Source organism: Pseudomonas sp. GW460-12-10-14-TSB1, assembly GCF_017349775.1.
In the GTDB taxonomy this organism is placed as follows: domain Bacteria; phylum Pseudomonadota; class Gammaproteobacteria; order Pseudomonadales; family Pseudomonadaceae; genus Aquipseudomonas; species Aquipseudomonas piscium.
This window is the reverse complement of the sequence record NZ_JACNAC010000025.1, coordinates 53,699-70,042: the sequence shown is the minus strand read 5'-3', so window position 1 is coordinate 70,042 and position 16,344 is coordinate 53,699. Positions and strand designations below refer to the sequence as shown.

General features: G+C 65.9%; 15 protein-coding genes. 8 read left to right on the top strand and 7 right to left on the bottom strand.

Annotation, left to right across the window (positions count from 1 at the left end):
* The first annotated feature begins 94 nt into the window (after positions 1 to 94).
* The 3 genes from J4D52_RS16295 to J4D52_RS16285 all read left to right on the top strand — a co-directional run bounded on the left by J4D52_RS16295 (position 95) and on the right by J4D52_RS16285 (position 2,474).
* Positions 95 to 1,183, top strand: a complete 1,089-nt coding sequence (locus tag J4D52_RS16295; RefSeq protein ID WP_102677152.1) for a hypothetical protein — start codon at positions 95 to 97, stop codon at positions 1,181 to 1,183.
* Positions 1,184 to 1,321: 138 nt separating this feature from the next.
* Positions 1,322 to 1,675, top strand: coding sequence for a DUF1428 domain-containing protein (locus J4D52_RS16290; RefSeq protein WP_097304365.1), 354 nt, complete (start codon positions 1,322 to 1,324; stop codon positions 1,673 to 1,675).
* Positions 1,676 to 1,838: 163 nt separating this feature from the next.
* The gene (locus J4D52_RS16285) at positions 1,839 to 2,474 is read left to right on the top strand and encodes a glutathione S-transferase family protein (protein WP_025804884.1); all 636 of its coding nucleotides are present in this window, start codon (positions 1,839 to 1,841) and stop codon (positions 2,472 to 2,474) included.
* A 48-nt stretch (positions 2,475 to 2,522) separates the two neighbouring features.
* Here J4D52_RS16285 and J4D52_RS16280 read toward each other — a convergent pair whose 3' ends face one another.
* Entirely contained in the window at positions 2,523 to 2,729 is a 207-nt protein-coding gene (locus J4D52_RS16280) for a 4-oxalocrotonate tautomerase family protein (protein ID WP_053280060.1), read from the bottom strand.
* Between the two features lie 64 nt (positions 2,730 to 2,793).
* Positions 2,794 to 3,528, bottom strand: coding sequence for an SDR family NAD(P)-dependent oxidoreductase (locus J4D52_RS16275; RefSeq protein WP_025804882.1), 735 nt, complete (start codon positions 3,526 to 3,528; stop codon positions 2,794 to 2,796).
* Between the two features lie 130 nt (positions 3,529 to 3,658).
* Between J4D52_RS16275 and J4D52_RS16270 the strand changes: the two genes are divergently transcribed.
* Both J4D52_RS16270 and J4D52_RS16265 read left to right on the top strand, forming a co-directional pair.
* Positions 3,659 to 4,579, top strand: coding sequence for a LysR family transcriptional regulator (locus tag J4D52_RS16270; protein ID WP_025804881.1), 921 nt, complete (start codon positions 3,659 to 3,661; stop codon positions 4,577 to 4,579).
* Between the two features lie 158 nt (positions 4,580 to 4,737).
* On the top strand, positions 4,738 to 5,187 hold the full coding sequence (locus J4D52_RS16265) for a hypothetical protein (protein ID WP_102677151.1): 450 nt from the start codon (positions 4,738 to 4,740) through the stop codon (positions 5,185 to 5,187).
* Between the two features lie 206 nt (positions 5,188 to 5,393).
* Here the strand turns inward: J4D52_RS16265 and J4D52_RS16260 are convergent, their stop codons facing one another.
* On the bottom strand, positions 5,394 to 6,440 hold the full coding sequence (locus J4D52_RS16260; RefSeq protein WP_063432241.1) for a class I SAM-dependent methyltransferase: 1,047 nt from the start codon (positions 6,438 to 6,440) through the stop codon (positions 5,394 to 5,396).
* A 394-nt stretch (positions 6,441 to 6,834) separates the two neighbouring features.
* On the bottom strand, positions 6,835 to 7,644 hold the full coding sequence (locus J4D52_RS16255; protein WP_371860300.1) for a CAP domain-containing protein: 810 nt from the start codon (positions 7,642 to 7,644) through the stop codon (positions 6,835 to 6,837).
* Between the two features lie 282 nt (positions 7,645 to 7,926).
* Here J4D52_RS16255 and J4D52_RS16250 point away from each other — a divergent pair, with 282 nt between their 5' ends.
* Entirely contained in the window at positions 7,927 to 8,538 is a 612-nt protein-coding gene (locus J4D52_RS16250) for a cell wall hydrolase (RefSeq protein WP_102677150.1), read from the top strand.
* 114 nt (positions 8,539 to 8,652) lie between these two features.
* Positions 8,653 to 9,345 carry a GNAT family N-acetyltransferase gene (locus tag J4D52_RS16245; RefSeq protein ID WP_102677149.1) on the top strand — a complete coding sequence of 231 codons (693 nt, stop codon included), beginning with the start codon at positions 8,653 to 8,655 and terminating at the stop codon, positions 9,343 to 9,345.
* Between the two features lie 12 nt (positions 9,346 to 9,357).
* Here the strand turns inward: J4D52_RS16245 and J4D52_RS16240 are convergent, their stop codons facing one another.
* From J4D52_RS16240 to J4D52_RS16230, 3 genes are all read right to left on the bottom strand, one after another.
* On the bottom strand, positions 9,358 to 11,577 hold the full coding sequence (locus J4D52_RS16240) for a DNA/RNA non-specific endonuclease (RefSeq protein WP_102677148.1): 2,220 nt from the start codon (positions 11,575 to 11,577) through the stop codon (positions 9,358 to 9,360).
* 132 nt (positions 11,578 to 11,709) lie between these two features.
* Positions 11,710 to 12,549, bottom strand: a complete 840-nt coding sequence (locus tag J4D52_RS16235) for an oxidoreductase (protein ID WP_102677147.1) — start codon at positions 12,547 to 12,549, stop codon at positions 11,710 to 11,712.
* A 177-nt stretch (positions 12,550 to 12,726) separates the two neighbouring features.
* Positions 12,727 to 13,737 carry an AraC family transcriptional regulator gene (locus tag J4D52_RS16230; protein ID WP_102677146.1) on the bottom strand — a complete coding sequence of 337 codons (1,011 nt, stop codon included), beginning with the start codon at positions 13,735 to 13,737 and terminating at the stop codon, positions 12,727 to 12,729.
* A 333-nt stretch (positions 13,738 to 14,070) separates the two neighbouring features.
* Here J4D52_RS16230 and J4D52_RS16225 point away from each other — a divergent pair, with 333 nt between their 5' ends.
* Positions 14,071 to 16,197, top strand: a complete 2,127-nt coding sequence (locus tag J4D52_RS16225) for a TonB-dependent siderophore receptor (RefSeq protein ID WP_102677145.1) — start codon at positions 14,071 to 14,073, stop codon at positions 16,195 to 16,197.
* Positions 16,198 to 16,344 lie beyond the last annotated feature (147 nt).

The following is a 16,344-nucleotide window of genomic DNA, read 5'->3' as shown; positions in this document are numbered from 1 at the left end:
ATACTCAATCCAGGCATGGTCGTGTGGTACCCGGTTGAAGCCTGCCCCGTCGTGGGCGGGTGGCCGTGGTCGACGCTGTGCGAGGGTTGCCATCTTGTACCTGCGTGCGCTGATCGTCGTGATGCTGCTGGTGCTGGCCGGGTGCGCCGTGTCCCAGCGCGTCCGCGAGGCAGTGGCACCGGCAGTGGTGGTGCCGGAAAGCACCTGGCGCCAGGTGGACCGCGAGATCGCCGAGGCTTCGCAAGAGGCGGTGATCCAGGTCAAGGTCTTTGCCCGCGGCTCCATGGAGCACTGGCGGGTGCGGGTCTACGCCGTCACCGAAGAAACCTTCATCCCCTGGTTCAGCAGTTACTGGACCCAGGAATGGATGGCCATGAAAGTCAGTTGGTACAGCCTCACCGCCGGCGACGAGAGGGACGCGGCGGCAACGCGGCTGGCGGTCTACCTCAAGGAGCAGTATCAGGAACAGGTGCTGGCGCCGGTGGCGGTGGAGATCGACCCGGATGCGATTCTCAACCAGGCCACCGAGTTCTATATCGAGCTGCTGGACAAGCAGGTGAAGGTTATCGCCCAGCGTTATCGGTTGCCGGCCAAGCAGCTCGATCAACGGCTCAATGGCGTCCAGGCGATTCGCCTGGGGCCGCCGCCGGCGCGCGATGCGTCGTTGTACCAGGTGCTGCACGCCAAGCCCTTGACCACGCTGCCGGCCTACTCGGCGCTGTACCAGCAGATCCATAGCGCCCCCGCGGGCACCGGCGAGGTGTCGTCCGAGGCCGGGATTGTCTCGGTGGCCAGGCAGGCCAGCGAAAAATTCGAAGCGCAGATGGCCGGCCGTGGCATTGCCGGCGCCGCGTCGGCGGTGGCCGGCAAGGTCGCCGGTGCGGTGATCTCCCTGGGGGCCGCAGGGTTTCGCGCGATCGCCCATGAGAGCGACCGGGCCGAGACCGAGGCGCAGATTCGCCAGAGTCTGGGCAAGGCGTTCGACCAGGCCTGGCTCAAGCTGATGAACAACACCGGCAACGGAGTGATGGCCGGGGTGTATTACCTGGCCGGGCAGATCGAGGGCGAGCTGGGCAAAAGCGCGGTGCCCAACCCTCCGCTGGAGACCGTGCCGGGCAGCGTGCATCCGCCTGCCACGCCAGGCCTGAGTGCCCCGGAAACCGGCTGGCACCCGGAGCCATGAGGCCCGTCGGTCGGCCGCCCGGTTTTTTTCGCGCCGAGTTGTCGATTGTCGGCGATGCGGATCGACCAGTTCCCAGAAGCCGCGACCGATACCCAGGTCGGGCCTTGATGTCCAACCCCAATCAGCAGGAGCAGGATCATGTCTTATGTCGATGGTTGTGTACTGGCGGTACCCACCGCCAACCTTGAAGCCTTCAAGCAGCATGCGCAGACCGCGGCGAAGGTGTTCAAGGGTTATGGCGCCCTGAGCGTGGTCGATTGCTGGGGCGACGATGTGCCCGAGGGCAAGCTGACCTCGTTCCCCATGGCGGTCAAGCTCAAGGCGGACGAGACGGTGGTGTTCAGCTGGATCATCTGGCCGTCCCGCGAAATCCGCGACGCGGGCATGCAAAAAGCCATGGAAGACCCGCGACTCCAGCCCGACGCCTGCCCGATGCCGTTCGACGGCCAGCGCATGATTTATGGCGGGTTCAAGATGCTGGTGAATGCGTGAGGGGTTACCGGCGAAACATCGGCAACGGCCGCAGCGAGGCCCGGGGATACATCGATCATGTCGGCCAGCCGCAATGGTTGGACGCTCGAGGCGTGGGCGTGGCGGTTTATCAATGTATGGGCCAGCCGGCTGGCGATCGGGGATCAAGATCAGGAGAGTGTCTATGAGTATCGAGTTGAGTGCGTTTCGTTGGGTGCCGCCCTTTGCCCGGGGTTATGTGCGCGATCTGCGGGTGCGCTGGGCGCTGGAGGAGGCCGGGTTGCCTTATGAGGTCCGGTTGATCGACCCGCAAATCCAGGCCAGCGACAGCTACCGGCGCTGGCAGCCGTTCGGCCAGGTGCCGGCCTACCGCGACGGTCGGGTCGAGATGTTCGAGTCCGGGGCGATCGTGCTGCATATCGCCCGGCAGTCCGAGGTGCTGGCGCCGGTTGATGAGGCCGGGCGGGCGCGGGTCGAGACCTGGGTGCTGGCGGCGCTGAACTCCATCGAGCCTTCCGCCCAGAACTTCGCCAGCCTCGAGGTGACGTACGGGGCTCAGGCACCGGGCAAGGAACAGGAGAGCCTCGACCGGCGCCTGGAGGCGCTCGGTGCCTGGCTGGGGCAACGGGAGTACCTCGAACAGCGTTTCAGCGCCGGCGACCTGATGATGACCACGGTACTGCGGGAGCTGGTGGCCTGCGGCGCCCTGGCGCATTACCCGACGCTGGAGGCCTACCGCCTGCGCTGCGAGGCCCGCCCGGCATTTGCCAGGGCCCTGGAAGGGCAGTTGCAGCCGTTCCGCGAGCATCCCGCGGGCTGATTCGAGCGCAATGAAAACAGGGCGGACCAGATGCTGGTCCGCCCTTTTTCATTGCGCCGTTCGCTGGCGATACTCGGTGGTGGTCATGCCGGCGTAGCCCCAGTTGTCGAGGTCGACTTCCTCGATGACGATGTGGGTCAGTTCCGGGGCCTTGTTCAGCACCCGTTGCAGGGTTTCGGTGATCTCGCGGATGACCTGGGCTTTTTGTTCGCGGGTCACGCCGTCACGGGTGATGCGCAGGTTGACGAAAGGCATGGTTGTACTCCTGGGGAAAAGGTTGTTTGCAGAAGACGGGAGGCACGCGGACCTCCCGCCGGGTTTACCATTTGCCGCTGCTCATGCCGCCGTCCACTGGCAGCACCACGCCGGTGGTGAAGTCGGCGCCGGACAGGTAGAGCACCGCGTCGGCAATTTCCTCGATGCGTCCCAGTCGTCCGGCCGGTTGCAGGCCGTCGAGGAAGGCGCGGTGCGCCGGGTCGTGCATCGGCGTGTCGATGATCCCCGGGGCCACCGCGTTGACCTGGATGTTGAACGGCGACAGCTCCAGGGCCAGGGCGCGGGTCATCTGGTTCACGCCGCCCTTGATCAGCACCGGCAACGCCGCCGGGACCGCCAGGTTCGGTTGCAGCGCGACGCTGGCGCTGATGTTGATGATGTGGCCCTGGCGCCGCTCGATCATGTGTCGCGCGGCGGCCTGGGAGGCATAGACCACGCCCTTGAGGTTGGTCTCCAGCAGGCTTTCCAGCTCCTCGGGGCTGTAGTCGATAAATGGCTTGGGCAGGAAGAAGCCGGCGTTGTTGACCAGCACATCGACCTGGCCGAAACGGCCGACGGCGCGCTCGACCAACTGCGTGGCGGTGGCCGGATCGGCGATATCGCCCTCGACTCCGAGAAAGCGCTCGTTGTTGCCCAGGGTTTCGGCGGCTGCGGCCAGCCGCTGCGTCGAGCGGGCATTGCCGACCACGTTGTAGCCGCGGACCAGGTAGGCCTGGGCCAGGCCGAGGCCGATGCCGCTGGAGGCGCCGGTGATGATGACGGTTCTGTTGTGGCTCATGGTGAGGCTCATGGGAATAGTCCTGTTCTGCGTTGAGAGAAGTTCCAGCGCTGTTGGGCAGAACTATATTTGTGTGCCTAATGCTGATAAATAGCGTTACGGGTACTTCACTTGATACATGGTGTAATCAATGGGTCGGCAATTCGACGATGTGCTGCTGGGCAGCATCGAGCTGTTCTGCATGGCGGCGGAGATCGGCAGCTTTACCGGCGCGGCGCTGGCGGCTGGGGTCACGCCGGCGGCGGTCAGCCGCTCGGTGTCGCGCCTGGAAGAGCGGCTCGGGGTACGGCTGTTCGTGCGCACCACCCGCAGCATCCGCCTGACCGACGGCGGGCGCGACTATCACCAGCAATGCCGCAGCGCGCTGAACCAGATGCTCGAAGCCGAGCGCCAGTTGACCGGGCAGCAGCTGGCGCCTTCCGGCACCTTGCGCATCAGCCTGCCGACCACCTACGGCCATCTGCGCATCCTGCCGCTGCTGCCGGAGTTTCGCCGGCGCTATCCGCAGATGCGGGTGGAGGTCAACCTGAGCAACCGCAATATCGATTTCGTCGAAGGGGGCTACGACATGGCGATCCGGGTGCGCGCGCAGCCGGATTCCGGGCTGGTCGCGCGGTTGCTGGAGGACGCCGAACTGGTGGTGTTTGCCGCCCCGGATTACCTGGCGCGGGCCGGTACCCCGCAGCGGCTCGACGACCTGGCGCAACACGAGTGCATCCAGTTCGAACTGCCCAGCAGCGGCCGGCGCATCGCCTGGCTGTTCAACGGCCCCGACGGCCCCTGCGAAGTGCTCGCCGAGGGGGCCTACGTGTGCTCCGAGGACCTGCTGGGGGGCGTGACCCTGGCCAGGCATGGCGCCGGCCTGTTCCAGACTTACCGTTTCATGGTCGAGCGCGAGCTGGCCGAGGGTTCCCTGGTGGAGGTGCTGCAGCCTTACGGCGGCCGTTCGCGGCCCTTCAGTCTGTTGTATCCCCACAGTCGGCATGTGCCGTTGCGCCTGCGGGCCTTTATCGACTTCCTGCTGGAGAAGCAGCCGGGCTGGAAGACCTGAAGCGGGGATGGGCAGCCCGGGATGGATTGGTTAGTATGGCGACCGGGCTTCCTGGGCGCCCACCTCGCGAAAGCGCAAGCACCTTCAATTTCCGCAAGCACCACGCTTGCATACCCCTCCGGGCCAATAGCGAGCAGGCCGATTCTCTTGGAGTTGGTATGCCTATCAATAAATCCGTTCCCCGTTCACCCGCCAGTCAGGCCGCCAGCCTGGTACTGCGCGAAGCCAAACGCCTGCATCGCACTGCAACCAGCGGTTCGCTGGCCAGCGCCTTGCCGATCCTGCGGCGCTTGCTGGCGAGCAACAGTTTGCCTGGCCTGTCGTTGCCCGAGCTGTATCGGCAGCGCAACAAGGTGCAGCGCAAACACCTGTTGCGCACCCTGGCCAGCGAGGCCGGTTTTGCCCATTGGGAGACCTACCGCCAGGTCCTCGACGAGCTGGCGCCCGAGCAGTTGCAGCACTTCGAACTGGTCTACCGCCAGGCGGGCCATCTCAACTGCTGGTTCTCGTCGCCGGACGAGGCTCGGCAGTACGTGGCCCATCATGGCGGTCGGCTGTTGTGCGTAGGGCAGCAGGCGGTGGTGCTGGTGGATCTGCCGGCGGCGTAAGGCGCTATCCATAGCGGTACAGAAGCACGGCACCCGGGACTTCCCGGGTGCCGTTTTTATTGGCATGCAACATCTGAATCAACAACACACATCTGTAGGAGCGAAGCTTGCTCGCGATGGTCGTTAACGATGACGCGTATCGACCGGGTAAGCGCGCCGCCCTCAAGTTCATCGCGAGCAAGCTTCGCTCCTACAGGACTGCGTTTTTATTTACGTGCCTCGAGAATCAGGTTGAACGGCGTCTCCGCGGCCCGGCGGAACTGGCTGAAGCCGGCTTCGCTGAAGACCTTGCGCAGGCGCGCTTCGCCGGCCTGGGCACCGAGGCCCAAACCAACTTCCTGGGACAACGAGTTGGGCGTGCAGATAAAGGTCGAGGCGGCATAGAACAGCCGGCCGACCGGAGTGATGTTCTGGTCCAGTTGATCGTTGGCGAACGGCTCGACCAGCAGCACGCTGCCGTCGTCTTTCAGCGACTGGAAGGCATGTTGCGCGGCGCCCACCGGGTCGCCCATGTCGTGCAGGCAGTCGAAGTAACAGATCAGGTCATAGTCGTTGCCGGGGTAGGTCTTGGCGCTGGCCTGGGCGAAGTGCACATTGCCGGTCACCCCGGCTTCCTCGGCCCGTTGTGTCGCGGTAGTGACTGAAGGCTGGTGGTAGTCGAAGCCGAAAAACTGCGAGGCGGGATAGGCCTGGGCCATGATCACCGTCGAGGCGCCATGCCCGCAGCCGACGTCGGCCACCTTGGCCCCGGCCTGCAGTTTCTCCACCACGCCGTCCAGGGCCGGCAGCCACTCGGCCACCAGGTGCGCCCGATAGCCTGGGCGGAAGAAGCGCTCGGTGCCGCTGAACATGCAGGGGTGGTGATCGCCCCAGGCCAGGGCGCCGTCGCCACGCATCGCCGCCAGCAGTTTGTCCTTGTCGTGAAACAGCGCAGAGACCACCACGGCGCCGCCGGCCACGTACACCGGCGAATCCTCGATGGCCAGCGCCTGGGCCTGTTCTTCCGGCAGGCGGAACTGGCCGTCGAGGTGTTCCATGTAGCCGGATGCGGCATGGGCGCTCAGCCATTCGCGCAGCAGCCGCGCGTTGCAGCCAGTCTTGGCGGCCAGCGCTTCGGGGCTGACGAAACGACTGTCGGCCATGGCCCGGTACAGGCCCAGTTCTTCGCCGAGAATCATATTGGCGAGCATCGCCGCACCGCCCATGTCTGACACCAGTTTGCCCATGAAATCGTTGAGCTTGGCTTCGTCCATAGCCTTGTCCTCCGCTGTGAGGGGCACTGCCGCAGATGGCCCGGCAGTGGCCGGATGGAGATACGCGGCGCCCGCGGGGAGGCCATGTCCCGGCGGTGCCGAAGGAGTGGGCCTGACAGGGCAGGCCGTGCTCTGACGAGCTGACGCACGGGCGCCTCCAGCGTGGGACGGGGTGCGTGTATACCGTTCAGGAACATCAGGGTGGCCATCGGGGCTGGGCGCCGAACACGTGACGGCAGGCGAGGCTGCGCACGGGTTTCCGGGAGCGCCCGGAGCAAGCGATTCCTGGCCGGTAGATGAGTCAGTCTAGTTCGCTGGCAAGGACGTCGCGGGGTTGGCCGATGAGGGGGCAGGGCGCCGATGACGGCGCCCTTGGGCAATGTCGGTCAGGCCTTCAAGGCGTGCCGAACATCGCGGTCCAGTAGATGCCGGCATCGCTTTTCGGGTCGACCGCATAGGACGCGCCCAGCTCGCGATACTGCGGGTTCATCAGGTTGGCACAATGGCCGGGGCTGGCCAGCCAGCCATCGACCACCTTGCGCACGCTGTCCTGGCCGGCGGCGATGTTCTCGCCGATCTGCTGGCCGGCATAACCGGCCAGTTCGGCGCGGTCGCCGGGGGTGCGGCCGTCGCGGTCCTTGTGATCGAAGAAGTTGTGGTTGGCCATGTCCCGGGTATGGTCCTGGGCCGCGCTGGCCAGGGTGGCGTTCCAGGCCAGCGGGGTGGCGGCGGCGAAGATCTGGTTGCCGCACTGGCGCGGCTGCGCGCGGGCGCTGTTGAGGCTTTCCAGGAGCTTCTGGCCTTCCGCTTGCCAGTCGCCGAGGCGCGCGGTCAGCAGCGGCCGGGCGAGGACGATGCGCCATTGCTGGCCGGTGCGGCTGACGCCGATATCGACGAACTGCGGGTCCAGCACCACCTGGCAGAAACTTTCCTGCACCGCCTTCATGGCCGCCTGGGCATCGCGCGGCCCGGACAGGCTGATGGCCTGCACATTGACCATCGGGTAGGCGCTGCTGGCCAGGGCCTGCTGCAGGTTGCCGATGCTGTTGGCGGGCAGCACCAGGCGCGGGTCGGCGGCCAGCGGCGGCAGTTCCTGGGACACCTGGCCGGCGCAGCGCTGGGCCTGGCTGCGGTAGCTATTGATCGAGGTCACCAGTTGTGTCTCGTCGCTCGCCACGGCGGTGGTGGCGAAGGCCATGCTCATCGACAACAGGAGGGGCGACAGCAGGGTCAGCGGCAGAGCAGAGGATAGGCAGCGCATGGAGGTCTCCCTTGAGCGAGTTGCGCCCATGATGCGCGATTTCGCCCCGGTCGGCGCAAGGTCTTTTTGCAGAAAACGGGCGCTGTTATCCGCTCTCCCTGTTGCCGGCGCGGCGCCGGTTACGGCTGGCCGACGGCGAACTACACTCAACTCCAGTCGCCGCCAGCCGGCAGGCTGGCAGTGGCTTTCCCGTGCCCGGACAGGGCCTTTGGCGAAGGTGCACGCATGCGCCCGACAGCGATTGCCGGCGGTCTTTTGATCCTCCTGTGCGGGGGGCTGGCGATGGCCGCGGGCGACAGGGCGGACCCCGCGGTGGCGCAGGACAAGGCCCAGGTCCTGGAGCAGAAAGCCGCGCAGCAGCAGCCGGCGCCCCGCAGCGAGACCATTACCCCTCCCGAAGCCCAGGCGGTGGACCCGGCCGGCGCCGCACCGCTGGACGATGCCATCACCTGCCTGGCGCGTTCCATCTACTGGGAAGCCAAGGGCGGGGCCGCCGCCGACATGGAAGCCGTGGCCAGCGTGGTGCTCAACCGGGTCGGTCATGAGGGTTTTCCCGATACGGTGTGTGCGGTGGTCAAGCAGGGTTCGGAACAGCGTGCCTGCCAGTTTTCCTGGTGGTGCGACGGGCGCCCGGATCAGGTGAAGGAAGACGAACCCTACATCGTGGCCAAGGAAATCGCGCGCAAGGCGCTCAACCAGCAACTCCGGGACCGCACCCACGGCGCCCTGTATTTCCACGACCGGCGCGTGAGCCCCGATTGGGCCAGGGAGTACCGCAAGACCGCCGAGACCGGCAAATTTCTGTTCTACAAGCCGCGAGGCGACAGCGCCCGTTAGCCCCTACAGAAGCAGATCGCGGTACGGCCATGGCGCGACAACGGGTATCATGCCCGGCCCGCCGCCAGAGCCAACTGGCAGCGGCGTGCCTCAACCTTTGGAGCCCTCCGCGCAATGCCCACCATCAGTCATTTTCACACCCAAACCCCGTGCCCGGAGGCCGCCAACAGCCAGATCCTGCAGATGGTGGTCGACTACCTGACCGACATCAGCGCGGTAGCGATCCCGCCGAGCAACCTGCTGTACAACATCTACCAGTACGCCATCGGCTACGAAGTGCATCTGTATCTGCAGGCCCTGGACGGCTCCCGGGGCATCGCCGTGGAACTGCTGGTGGCCACTGACGATGACGACCCGGAACAGGTGCTGGGTTTCCTGTTGTACCTGCCGGTCAAGGACGATCCCGAGGCGTGCGGCGTGGCCTATATGGCGGTGCGTGCCAGCCATCGCCGGCAGGGAATCGCGCGCTCGCTGCTGGCACGGATGCGCGAGCGCTACCCCCATGCCGAACTGACCTGCGCGGTGGGCAAGGTGGCCTGGTTCGAAGCGCTGGGTTTCCAGGTTCTGGGCGTGCGCGGCCCGCAGGTGCTGATGAACACCCGCGACCAGGCTACCGACGGCTTGATGGGCCTGCTGGACACGGCGCCGATCTATCGCTCGCTGGAGGTGCGGCAGATCCACAGCTACCTGCTGCAAAGGCATGGCAAGCGGGCGATGCTCGATGCCGAGAAACAGCGCGACCGTCACCTGGACCAGATGACCCGCAACGCCCAGGCGCTGGTCCGCGAACGCCTGGGGCAGGGCTGAGGCCGCTCGCTTTCACCTGTCAGGTTTCAGCCGCCAGACCCCTGGTACCGGGCGGTCAGGCTGTTTGTACTGGTCGGCGGCCATGATCGACGGCGTCAGGGAAATCCCCGTGAGCAGGCAGATGGCCGTGAGCGGTACCTTCTGCTTCTGGAAGGCGTTGGCCAGGTCCAGGGCGGCTTCCTTGACGTTGAGGCCGAACTCCTTGATGACCTCGCTTTGATCGAACAGGAATCCGTAGGCCAGTAGTTCCGGGGTGCGCGATTCGTCCTTGGGCACTATGACGATTTTCCAGAAGCGGGTCGGGTAGCGCACCGGGCCTTTGCCGAAGTCCTGTTCCACGCAGGAGGTCTGGTCCAGTACCGGGCCGGCGAAGATGATCGCCTGGCCGCCGCCCGTTTCGATCTGCTCGGCCAGCTCGTTTTCGAAGTAACCCCAGACCCCTTTGCGATTGCGGTATTCGGCACCGTCGGGCGATTCCTGGTTGAACAGCTCGTGCTGCGGCGTGCAGTTGGTCCAGTGGTAGGTGTCGGCGTTGGCGTACTCGGTATCGAGCCCCGGCTGCCCCCAGCAGCTGTCTTCGCGGCGCACGATATGGCCACGATCGAAGTTGCCGGCCGGCCCGTAGATATCGCCGTTGGTGAGCTGGTAGCGGCTCGGTACCCGGCGGTCGAGGCGCCAGCTTTCGCCACCGTACTTCTTGCGCGCGCGGGTATCGCCACGGACCTCGGGCCGGTAGTCGACATTGCAGGCGGTCCACATCGGCATGCGGTAATCCTTGTTCATCACCAGCGAATAGTGGTGGTAGGGCAGGGCCAGCGGCGCCTCGTCATCCAGGCCGGCAAGCGGCACCGGCGGTACGTTGCGGGCCGAGGCGAGGTGTTCGCGGTAGTCGCCGACCCGGTAGAGCTGGGGCAGCCGCGCGCCCTCGATTGCGGGCGGCGGGACGGGCACCCCGAGAAAATCCGGGTCGTAGCCTTTGCGGGTGGCGTAGTCGAGGTCGAAGGTCAGGGTCCTTTCCAGCGCCGCGGCTGCCGGGGCCGGCGTGGCGGGCACCGGCTCGGCAGGCGCCAGGTTGAGGATGGGCATGACGCTGGCCGGGCTGTCCGCGGCGTGGCTGACGATGTTGATGGTGGTGGGGCCGGAGATATGAAAGATGTTCTGCGACATATCGGGCGCTCCTGGGCGGTGTGGCGCCGCGGGCAGGGTTTCGTTGGTGCTGAGCGCGGCCAGCGGGTCGGGGGTCAGCTCCATGAGCTGGGCCAGCAGCTCGGCCGGCTTGCCGCTCAGTTGCAGGGCCTTGAGCGCGCTGACGATGCTGCTGACCCGGGTGCCCTCGTTGGCCACCCAGTCCACCGTGCTTTCCTCGTCGCCTTCGGGGTTCCAGATGCTGTGGTCGGTCTTGAGAATGTTGCCGGCTTCGTCGGTCCTCGGAATGCCGCAGTGGTGCAGGGCGATCAGCTCCCAGTTGTCGCTGAACACCGGGGAGCCGGAGGCGCCTTCGGCGGTGTCGGTTTCGTAGTGCAGGAACCCCTGGTCGAGAATGTCCAGCAGGCGGTTATGGGTGGTGGCGTACTGGCGCGGGCCACCCTCGGGGTGCTGGATGATGTTCATCGGGCGGCCGCGCAGGGTCTTGCCGGTGGCCTCGATCAGGCGGATGCAGCCGTAGTCCGCCAGGGCTTCGCCGCGGGTGCCTTGCGGCGAGATGGCCACCAGGCAGAAGTCCAGCGCCTCGTCGGCGAAGTAGAACTGATCCGGCAGCAGGTTGAAGTAGGTGCCTTCGTTGATCCCGCGCTCCAGCCTTTCGTAGAGAAAGTTGGCGGCGCAGTCCACCGCGTCCACATCCCTGGGAAACACATGCTGGTTGGTCAGCAACAGGTTGGGGGACACCAGGAAACCGGTGGCGAAGCCCTCGACCACCGTCCCCGGTTGTGGGGCGTTGACCAGGCGCGCCACCGGCCTTGCCGCCTGGCGGGCGGCTTCGCTGGGGGCGTAGAAGGTCGGGTCCCAGGTGCCGATCCGTCGCTCCAGCCCAGCCCTGACCAGCACGGAGCGGGCATTCTCGCGGGCGATCCACTTGGCCAGCTGTTGCGGCGAGTCGCCGGCGCCGGGGCCCAACTCGCGGATGCGCGACAGTGATTCGCTGCGGGCGGCGGCTTGCCGGTTCCAGCGTTCCAGGGCTTTGGCCATGTTGCTTCTGCGGGCCGTGGCAACGGCATCGGGCGTGTTGCTCATGAGCACCTCCTGGCGAACAGGGAATTCCTTTCGGGGTGGTGTTTTGAGCGTAGACAACAAGTGTCGCGGCAGACGGCTGGCATCATGCCAGCTCGTCGGAGCCGCGGGCCGCGCGACAGGGTGAACGGCGGCTCAGGCGGCCTGGCGGGAGATACCGGTGGCCAGGCGCATAAGCGCGTCAAAGGCGCGGTCGGAAAGCAGCCTGCGCAAGAAGATCAGCGGCTTGGCCCCGAACCCGACGGCATAGCGGGTCTTAGGTCGGCGGGCGCTGACCGCCCTGGCGATGGTGTCGGCGATGACTTGCGGCGGCGACTGATACTTGCGGCTGGTCTGGCCCACCATGGACCGCGCCATGGCTTGCGCCTGGGGAGCGTAGGGCCCATGGCCCGAGGTCTCGACGACTTTCTGCGCCGCGATGTCTGCCCACTCGGTCTTGATGCCGCCCGGCTCGATCACCACCACATCGATACCGAAAGGCTGCACCTCCAGGCGCAGGCAATCGCTGATCGCTTCCAGGGCGAACTTGGTGCCGTGGTACCAGGCGCCCAGCGGCGTGTGCATCTTGCCGCCCATCGAGGTGATGTTGATGATCGTCCCCGAGCGCTGCGCGCGCATCTGCGGCAACACCAGCTGGATCAAGCGGACGGCGCCGAACACATTGACCTCGAACTGGGCACGGGCTTCGTCGCTCGGTACATCCTCCACCGCGCCATAGGAGCCATAGCCGGCGTTGTTGACCAGCACGTCGATGCGCCCCGACCGGGCGAGGATGTCCTGCACGCAGGCCTGCATCGAGGCGTCGTCGGTCACGTCCAGGGGCAGCACATGCAGGCCGGCCTGCGCCAGCGGGTGCATGCGCTCGACCCGGCGGGCGGCGGCATACACCGTGTAACCCAGGGCTTTCAACTTGAGGGCGGTGGCCTCGCCAATGCCGGAAGAGGCGCCCGTTACCAAGGCAACTTTGCTGTTCATGTCTGTCGATCCTCTGATTGAGAAGGGGCCGGCAAGCCAGCTCGGGCCGCCATCCGTGGGGGGAACTTTAGGGGGATGGCGGCGCCGGCGCTCTAGCGCTTGGCGCCATCGGACTTGCAAACAGCGCCACGGCCATCGAGGGTTTTCCGGGCCGATTGCGCGATGGATACAGGGGTTTCAGTTCAGGCGCAGGGCGTGGCGGGCGCGATCGGGGGTCTGCCCGGTCCAGTCGAGGAAGGCGCGGTAAAAGGAGTTCGGGTCTTCGAAACCGAGCAGAAAGGCGATTTCCGTACCGGACAGGGCGGTGTTTTCCAGGTAGTGGCGTGCCAGGCTTTCCCGCGTGCCGTTGAGCAGCGCGCGGAAGTTCTCGCCTTCGTCCTCCAGGCGCCGCTGCAGGGTGCGCTTGCTCATGCACAGGCGGGCGGCGACCTCCTCGATGCTGGCCGCATTGCTGGGCAGCAACTCCAGCAGCAGGGCGCGCACCCGTTCGGCGGTCGCCGCCGTGGCATCGAGTTCACTCAGGCGTCGACGCAGGTCGGGCTCGAAGACCCGCCACATCCCTTCGTTGAGGGTCAGGAAGGGGCGCAGGGCATCGACCGCGGCGAAGCGGATGCTCAGGCTGGCGCCGCGTTGCACGGGCACCCCGAAGAAACTTGTGTACTGGCGGGCATGGGCGGCGGGAGGGAGCGCGGGGAGCGTTACACCGAGGGCGTTCACCGGTTCGCGGGTCGCCAGCCGCGCCAGCCGGACAAAGAACGCCAGCTCCGCGACCTGCAGCGAATAGGGGATGTCGCCCCGGGCCAGCAGCCAGCGCGGCGAGAGGGTCAGGTCGCCGTTGCCGGCGACCTCGATGTCCAGGCTCATCGGCGCCACCAGCTGCTTGTACTTGGCCAGGCGCTGGACGGCCTGCATCAGATTGGCGCTGCACAGCGCGGCGAACACCGGTGGGTTGAACGACTCCGCCGAGACCGACTCGATGATCCGCAGCGCAAACAGCGGGTCCGCGGCCTCGTCCTCCAGGCTTTGCCAGAAACGCAGGTACTCCTCCGTGGAAAGGCTCTGGCCCGGGCGAGACAGCAGGTCTTGCGGCAAGCCCGCGCGACGCAGTACGCGGGCGGGCTGAAAGCCTAAGTCTTTGAGGATCAGCTGCCATCCGATGTCGAGGGGAAAAGACTGATTGCGGGTCATCGAACCTCTTGCGCTGTGCGGAGCAGGACCGGTGGATGTGGAGGTCGAGTATAGGGGGGCGAGAGGATTCCCGGCATGCGGAGCGCGCCAGGCTGCCGGCAATTGGCGCCAGTACGCAGGCGCCTGATACCCGATCGCTGCCCGCTTGCCGAGGGCTCACTAGGGGGGTGGAAAACGCGTGGTGCTCAGGGTCTTTGGCATGAACTGGCCAATCGGGTGCCAACGACGGCATGAAAAAACCTATTGCGCAGCAGGTTTGAGGGATTTACTGCGAATGAGACGCTCATTACAATGATAATCATTGCTATTAACTCCCTTCCTTGAGTGCACACCTTGAAGCCATCCTGTCCGCGTGCCCGTTGTAAAACCCTGATCAAACGCCTGTTGCCGACACTGTCTTGCTGTCTGGTCGCCAGCCCGCTGTGGGCGCAGGACGCGGTCGAGCTGCCGACCACCGATATCCAGGCTGAGCGCCTCGGCCAGGACACCGGCTACACCACCTCGCAGGCCAGCACGGCGAGCAAAAGCAATGTGCCGATCAAGGAGGAGGCGCAGTCGATCAACGTGGTGACCCAGCAGACCCTGGCCGACTATCAGGTGCGCTCGCTGGAGGACGCCATGAAGTTCGTCAGCGGCGTCAGCCAGGGCAACACCCTGGGCGGCTCCCGGGACTCGCTGGTCAAGCGCGGTTTTGGCACCAACGACGACGGCTCGATCCTGCGCGATGGCGTGCGTTCCAACCTGGGGCAAAACTTCAGCGCCACCACCGAGCGGGTCGAAGTGCTCAAGGGCCCGGCGTCGATGCTCTACGGCGCGCTGGAGCCGGGCGGGCTGGTGAACATCATCAGCAAGCAGCCGGAGTACACCCAGAGCACCACGCTCAGCGGCTCGGCCTACAGCGAAGGCGGCGGCACCATGGCCCTGGACACCACCGGACCGCTGGGCGATACCGGCCTGGCCTACCGCCTGATCGCCGAACGCGGCCATGAAGACTACTGGCGCAACTACGGGGTCAACGAGCACACCCTGGTGGCGCCGTCGCTGACCTGGACCGGCGAACGCGCCAGCCTGACCCTGAACTACGAATACAACGACTATTCCAACCCCTTTGACCGCGGCACCGTATTCACCAACGGCCACCCGGCGGACATCGACTACGACAAGCGCCTGGACGAACGCTGGGCGAAAAGCGTCGGCATCCGTGAAGTGGCCAGCGCGCGCTTCGAGTACCAGTTGAGCGAGGCCTGGAAAACCCGGGTCACCTACGGTTGGAATAACGACCGCTACAGCCTGTCGATCGCCCAGCCCAACAGCCTGACCGGCAACACCCTGCGCCGGGCCGCCAACGGTGCCCACTACGACGACGAAACCCGCTACGCCAGCTGGGACTTCATCGGCCAGCAGGAGCTGTTCGGCCAGCGCCATGACCTGCTGGTGGGCGTCGACAGCGAGCACTCCGACCAGTACCGCGGCAAGACCTACCGCAACACCGCCCAGGGTGGTTTCAACATTACGTCGCCGGTCTACGGCAAGCTGGCCGAGCCGAGCCTGGTCAGCGCCACCCAAAGCAACCTGCGCAACCAGCTGACCTCGAGCTCGGTGTACTTCAAGGACAATTGGCATCTGGACGACCAGTGGATCCTGGTGTTCGGCGGTCGCCAGCAGCATTACGACCAGTACAGCGACCAGGGCCTGGGCCGCAGCTATACGGTCAACCGCGACAGTAACGGCGACACCTTCGTGCCCTTCCTCGGCCTGGTGTTCAAGGCCACCGACAGCCTGTCGCTGTACGGCAACTACAGCCGTTCGTTCAAGCCCAACACCGATGTCGACGACGCCGGCAACACCTTCGATCCGGAAGAGGGCCGCAGCTACGAGGTGGGTGCCAAGTACGATCCGCTGCCGGGCCTGAACATCAACCTGGCGCTGTACGACATCGAGAAGAAGAACGTGGTGACCACCACCACGGTCAATGGCGTGAGCCTCTCGGAAGCCGCCGGCAAGGTCGGTTCCCAGGGCGTGGAGCTGGACGTCACCGGGCGCATCGCTGAGCGCTGGGACCTGATCGGTACCTACGCCTACAACCACACGGAAATCCTCGACGACCCGAGCAACGAAGGTCACCGCCTGGCCAACGCCCCCAAGCACACCGCCAGCCTGTACCTCAGTCACCACCTCAACGTACCGGCGGAATTCGGTGCCTGGCATGCGGGCGGCGGCGCCCGTTATGTCGGCGAGCGCGCGGCCAACAACGCCAACGATTTCTGGCTCAGCAGCTACACCGTGGCCGATGCCTTCGTGCGCTGGGAATCGCCGCTGTTCGGTTATAAAACCAGTCTGCAGTTCAATGTCGACAACCTGTTCGACAAGCAGTACTACCCGTCGTCCACCGGCAGCCAACTGCAGGTCAACGTCGGCGAGCCACGCACCGCACGCCTGAGCGCCAGCGTGACTTTCTGATAACACCCGGACCGCTGCGCGTCGCCCTGCAGGGTGGCGCGTCGGCGGCAGCCGTTTCCCCGCTGTCGCTTACCCCGCACATTCCGCCCTTCATGGCATTCCCGCCAATCTCCCGACTTTGCCCACCCGCGGCCCGATTCCCCATGG

What these genes read in the sequence shown, in the direction of transcription:
- J4D52_RS16290 (WP_097304365.1), top strand. Translation starts at nt 1,322, where the DNA reads ATGTCTTATGTCGATGGTTGTGTACTGGCGGTACCCACCGCCAACCTT.
- J4D52_RS16285 (WP_025804884.1), top strand. Translation starts at nt 1,839, where the DNA reads ATGAGTATCGAGTTGAGTGCGTTTCGTTGGGTGCCGCCCTTTGCCCGG.
- J4D52_RS16280 (WP_053280060.1), bottom strand. Translation starts at nt 2,729, where the DNA reads ATGCCTTTCGTCAACCTGCGCATCACCCGTGACGGCGTGACCCGCGAA.
- J4D52_RS16275 (WP_025804882.1), bottom strand. Translation starts at nt 3,528, where the DNA reads ATGAGCCACAACAGAACCGTCATCATCACCGGCGCCTCCAGCGGCATC.
- J4D52_RS16270 (WP_025804881.1), top strand. Translation starts at nt 3,659, where the DNA reads ATGGGTCGGCAATTCGACGATGTGCTGCTGGGCAGCATCGAGCTGTTC.
- J4D52_RS16265 (WP_102677151.1), top strand. Translation starts at nt 4,738, where the DNA reads ATGCCTATCAATAAATCCGTTCCCCGTTCACCCGCCAGTCAGGCCGCC.
- J4D52_RS16260 (WP_063432241.1), bottom strand. Translation starts at nt 6,440, where the DNA reads ATGGACGAAGCCAAGCTCAACGATTTCATGGGCAAACTGGTGTCAGAC.
- J4D52_RS16255 (WP_371860300.1), bottom strand. Translation starts at nt 7,644, where the DNA reads ATGAGCATGGCCTTCGCCACCACCGCCGTGGCGAGCGACGAGACACAA.
- J4D52_RS16250 (WP_102677150.1), top strand. Translation starts at nt 7,927, where the DNA reads ATGCGCCCGACAGCGATTGCCGGCGGTCTTTTGATCCTCCTGTGCGGG.
- J4D52_RS16245 (WP_102677149.1), top strand. Translation starts at nt 8,653, where the DNA reads ATGCCCACCATCAGTCATTTTCACACCCAAACCCCGTGCCCGGAGGCC.
- J4D52_RS16240 (WP_102677148.1), bottom strand. Translation starts at nt 11,577, where the DNA reads ATGAGCAACACGCCCGATGCCGTTGCCACGGCCCGCAGAAGCAACATG.
- J4D52_RS16235 (WP_102677147.1), bottom strand. Translation starts at nt 12,549, where the DNA reads ATGAACAGCAAAGTTGCCTTGGTAACGGGCGCCTCTTCCGGCATTGGC.
- J4D52_RS16230 (WP_102677146.1), bottom strand. Translation starts at nt 13,737, where the DNA reads ATGACCCGCAATCAGTCTTTTCCCCTCGACATCGGATGGCAGCTGATC.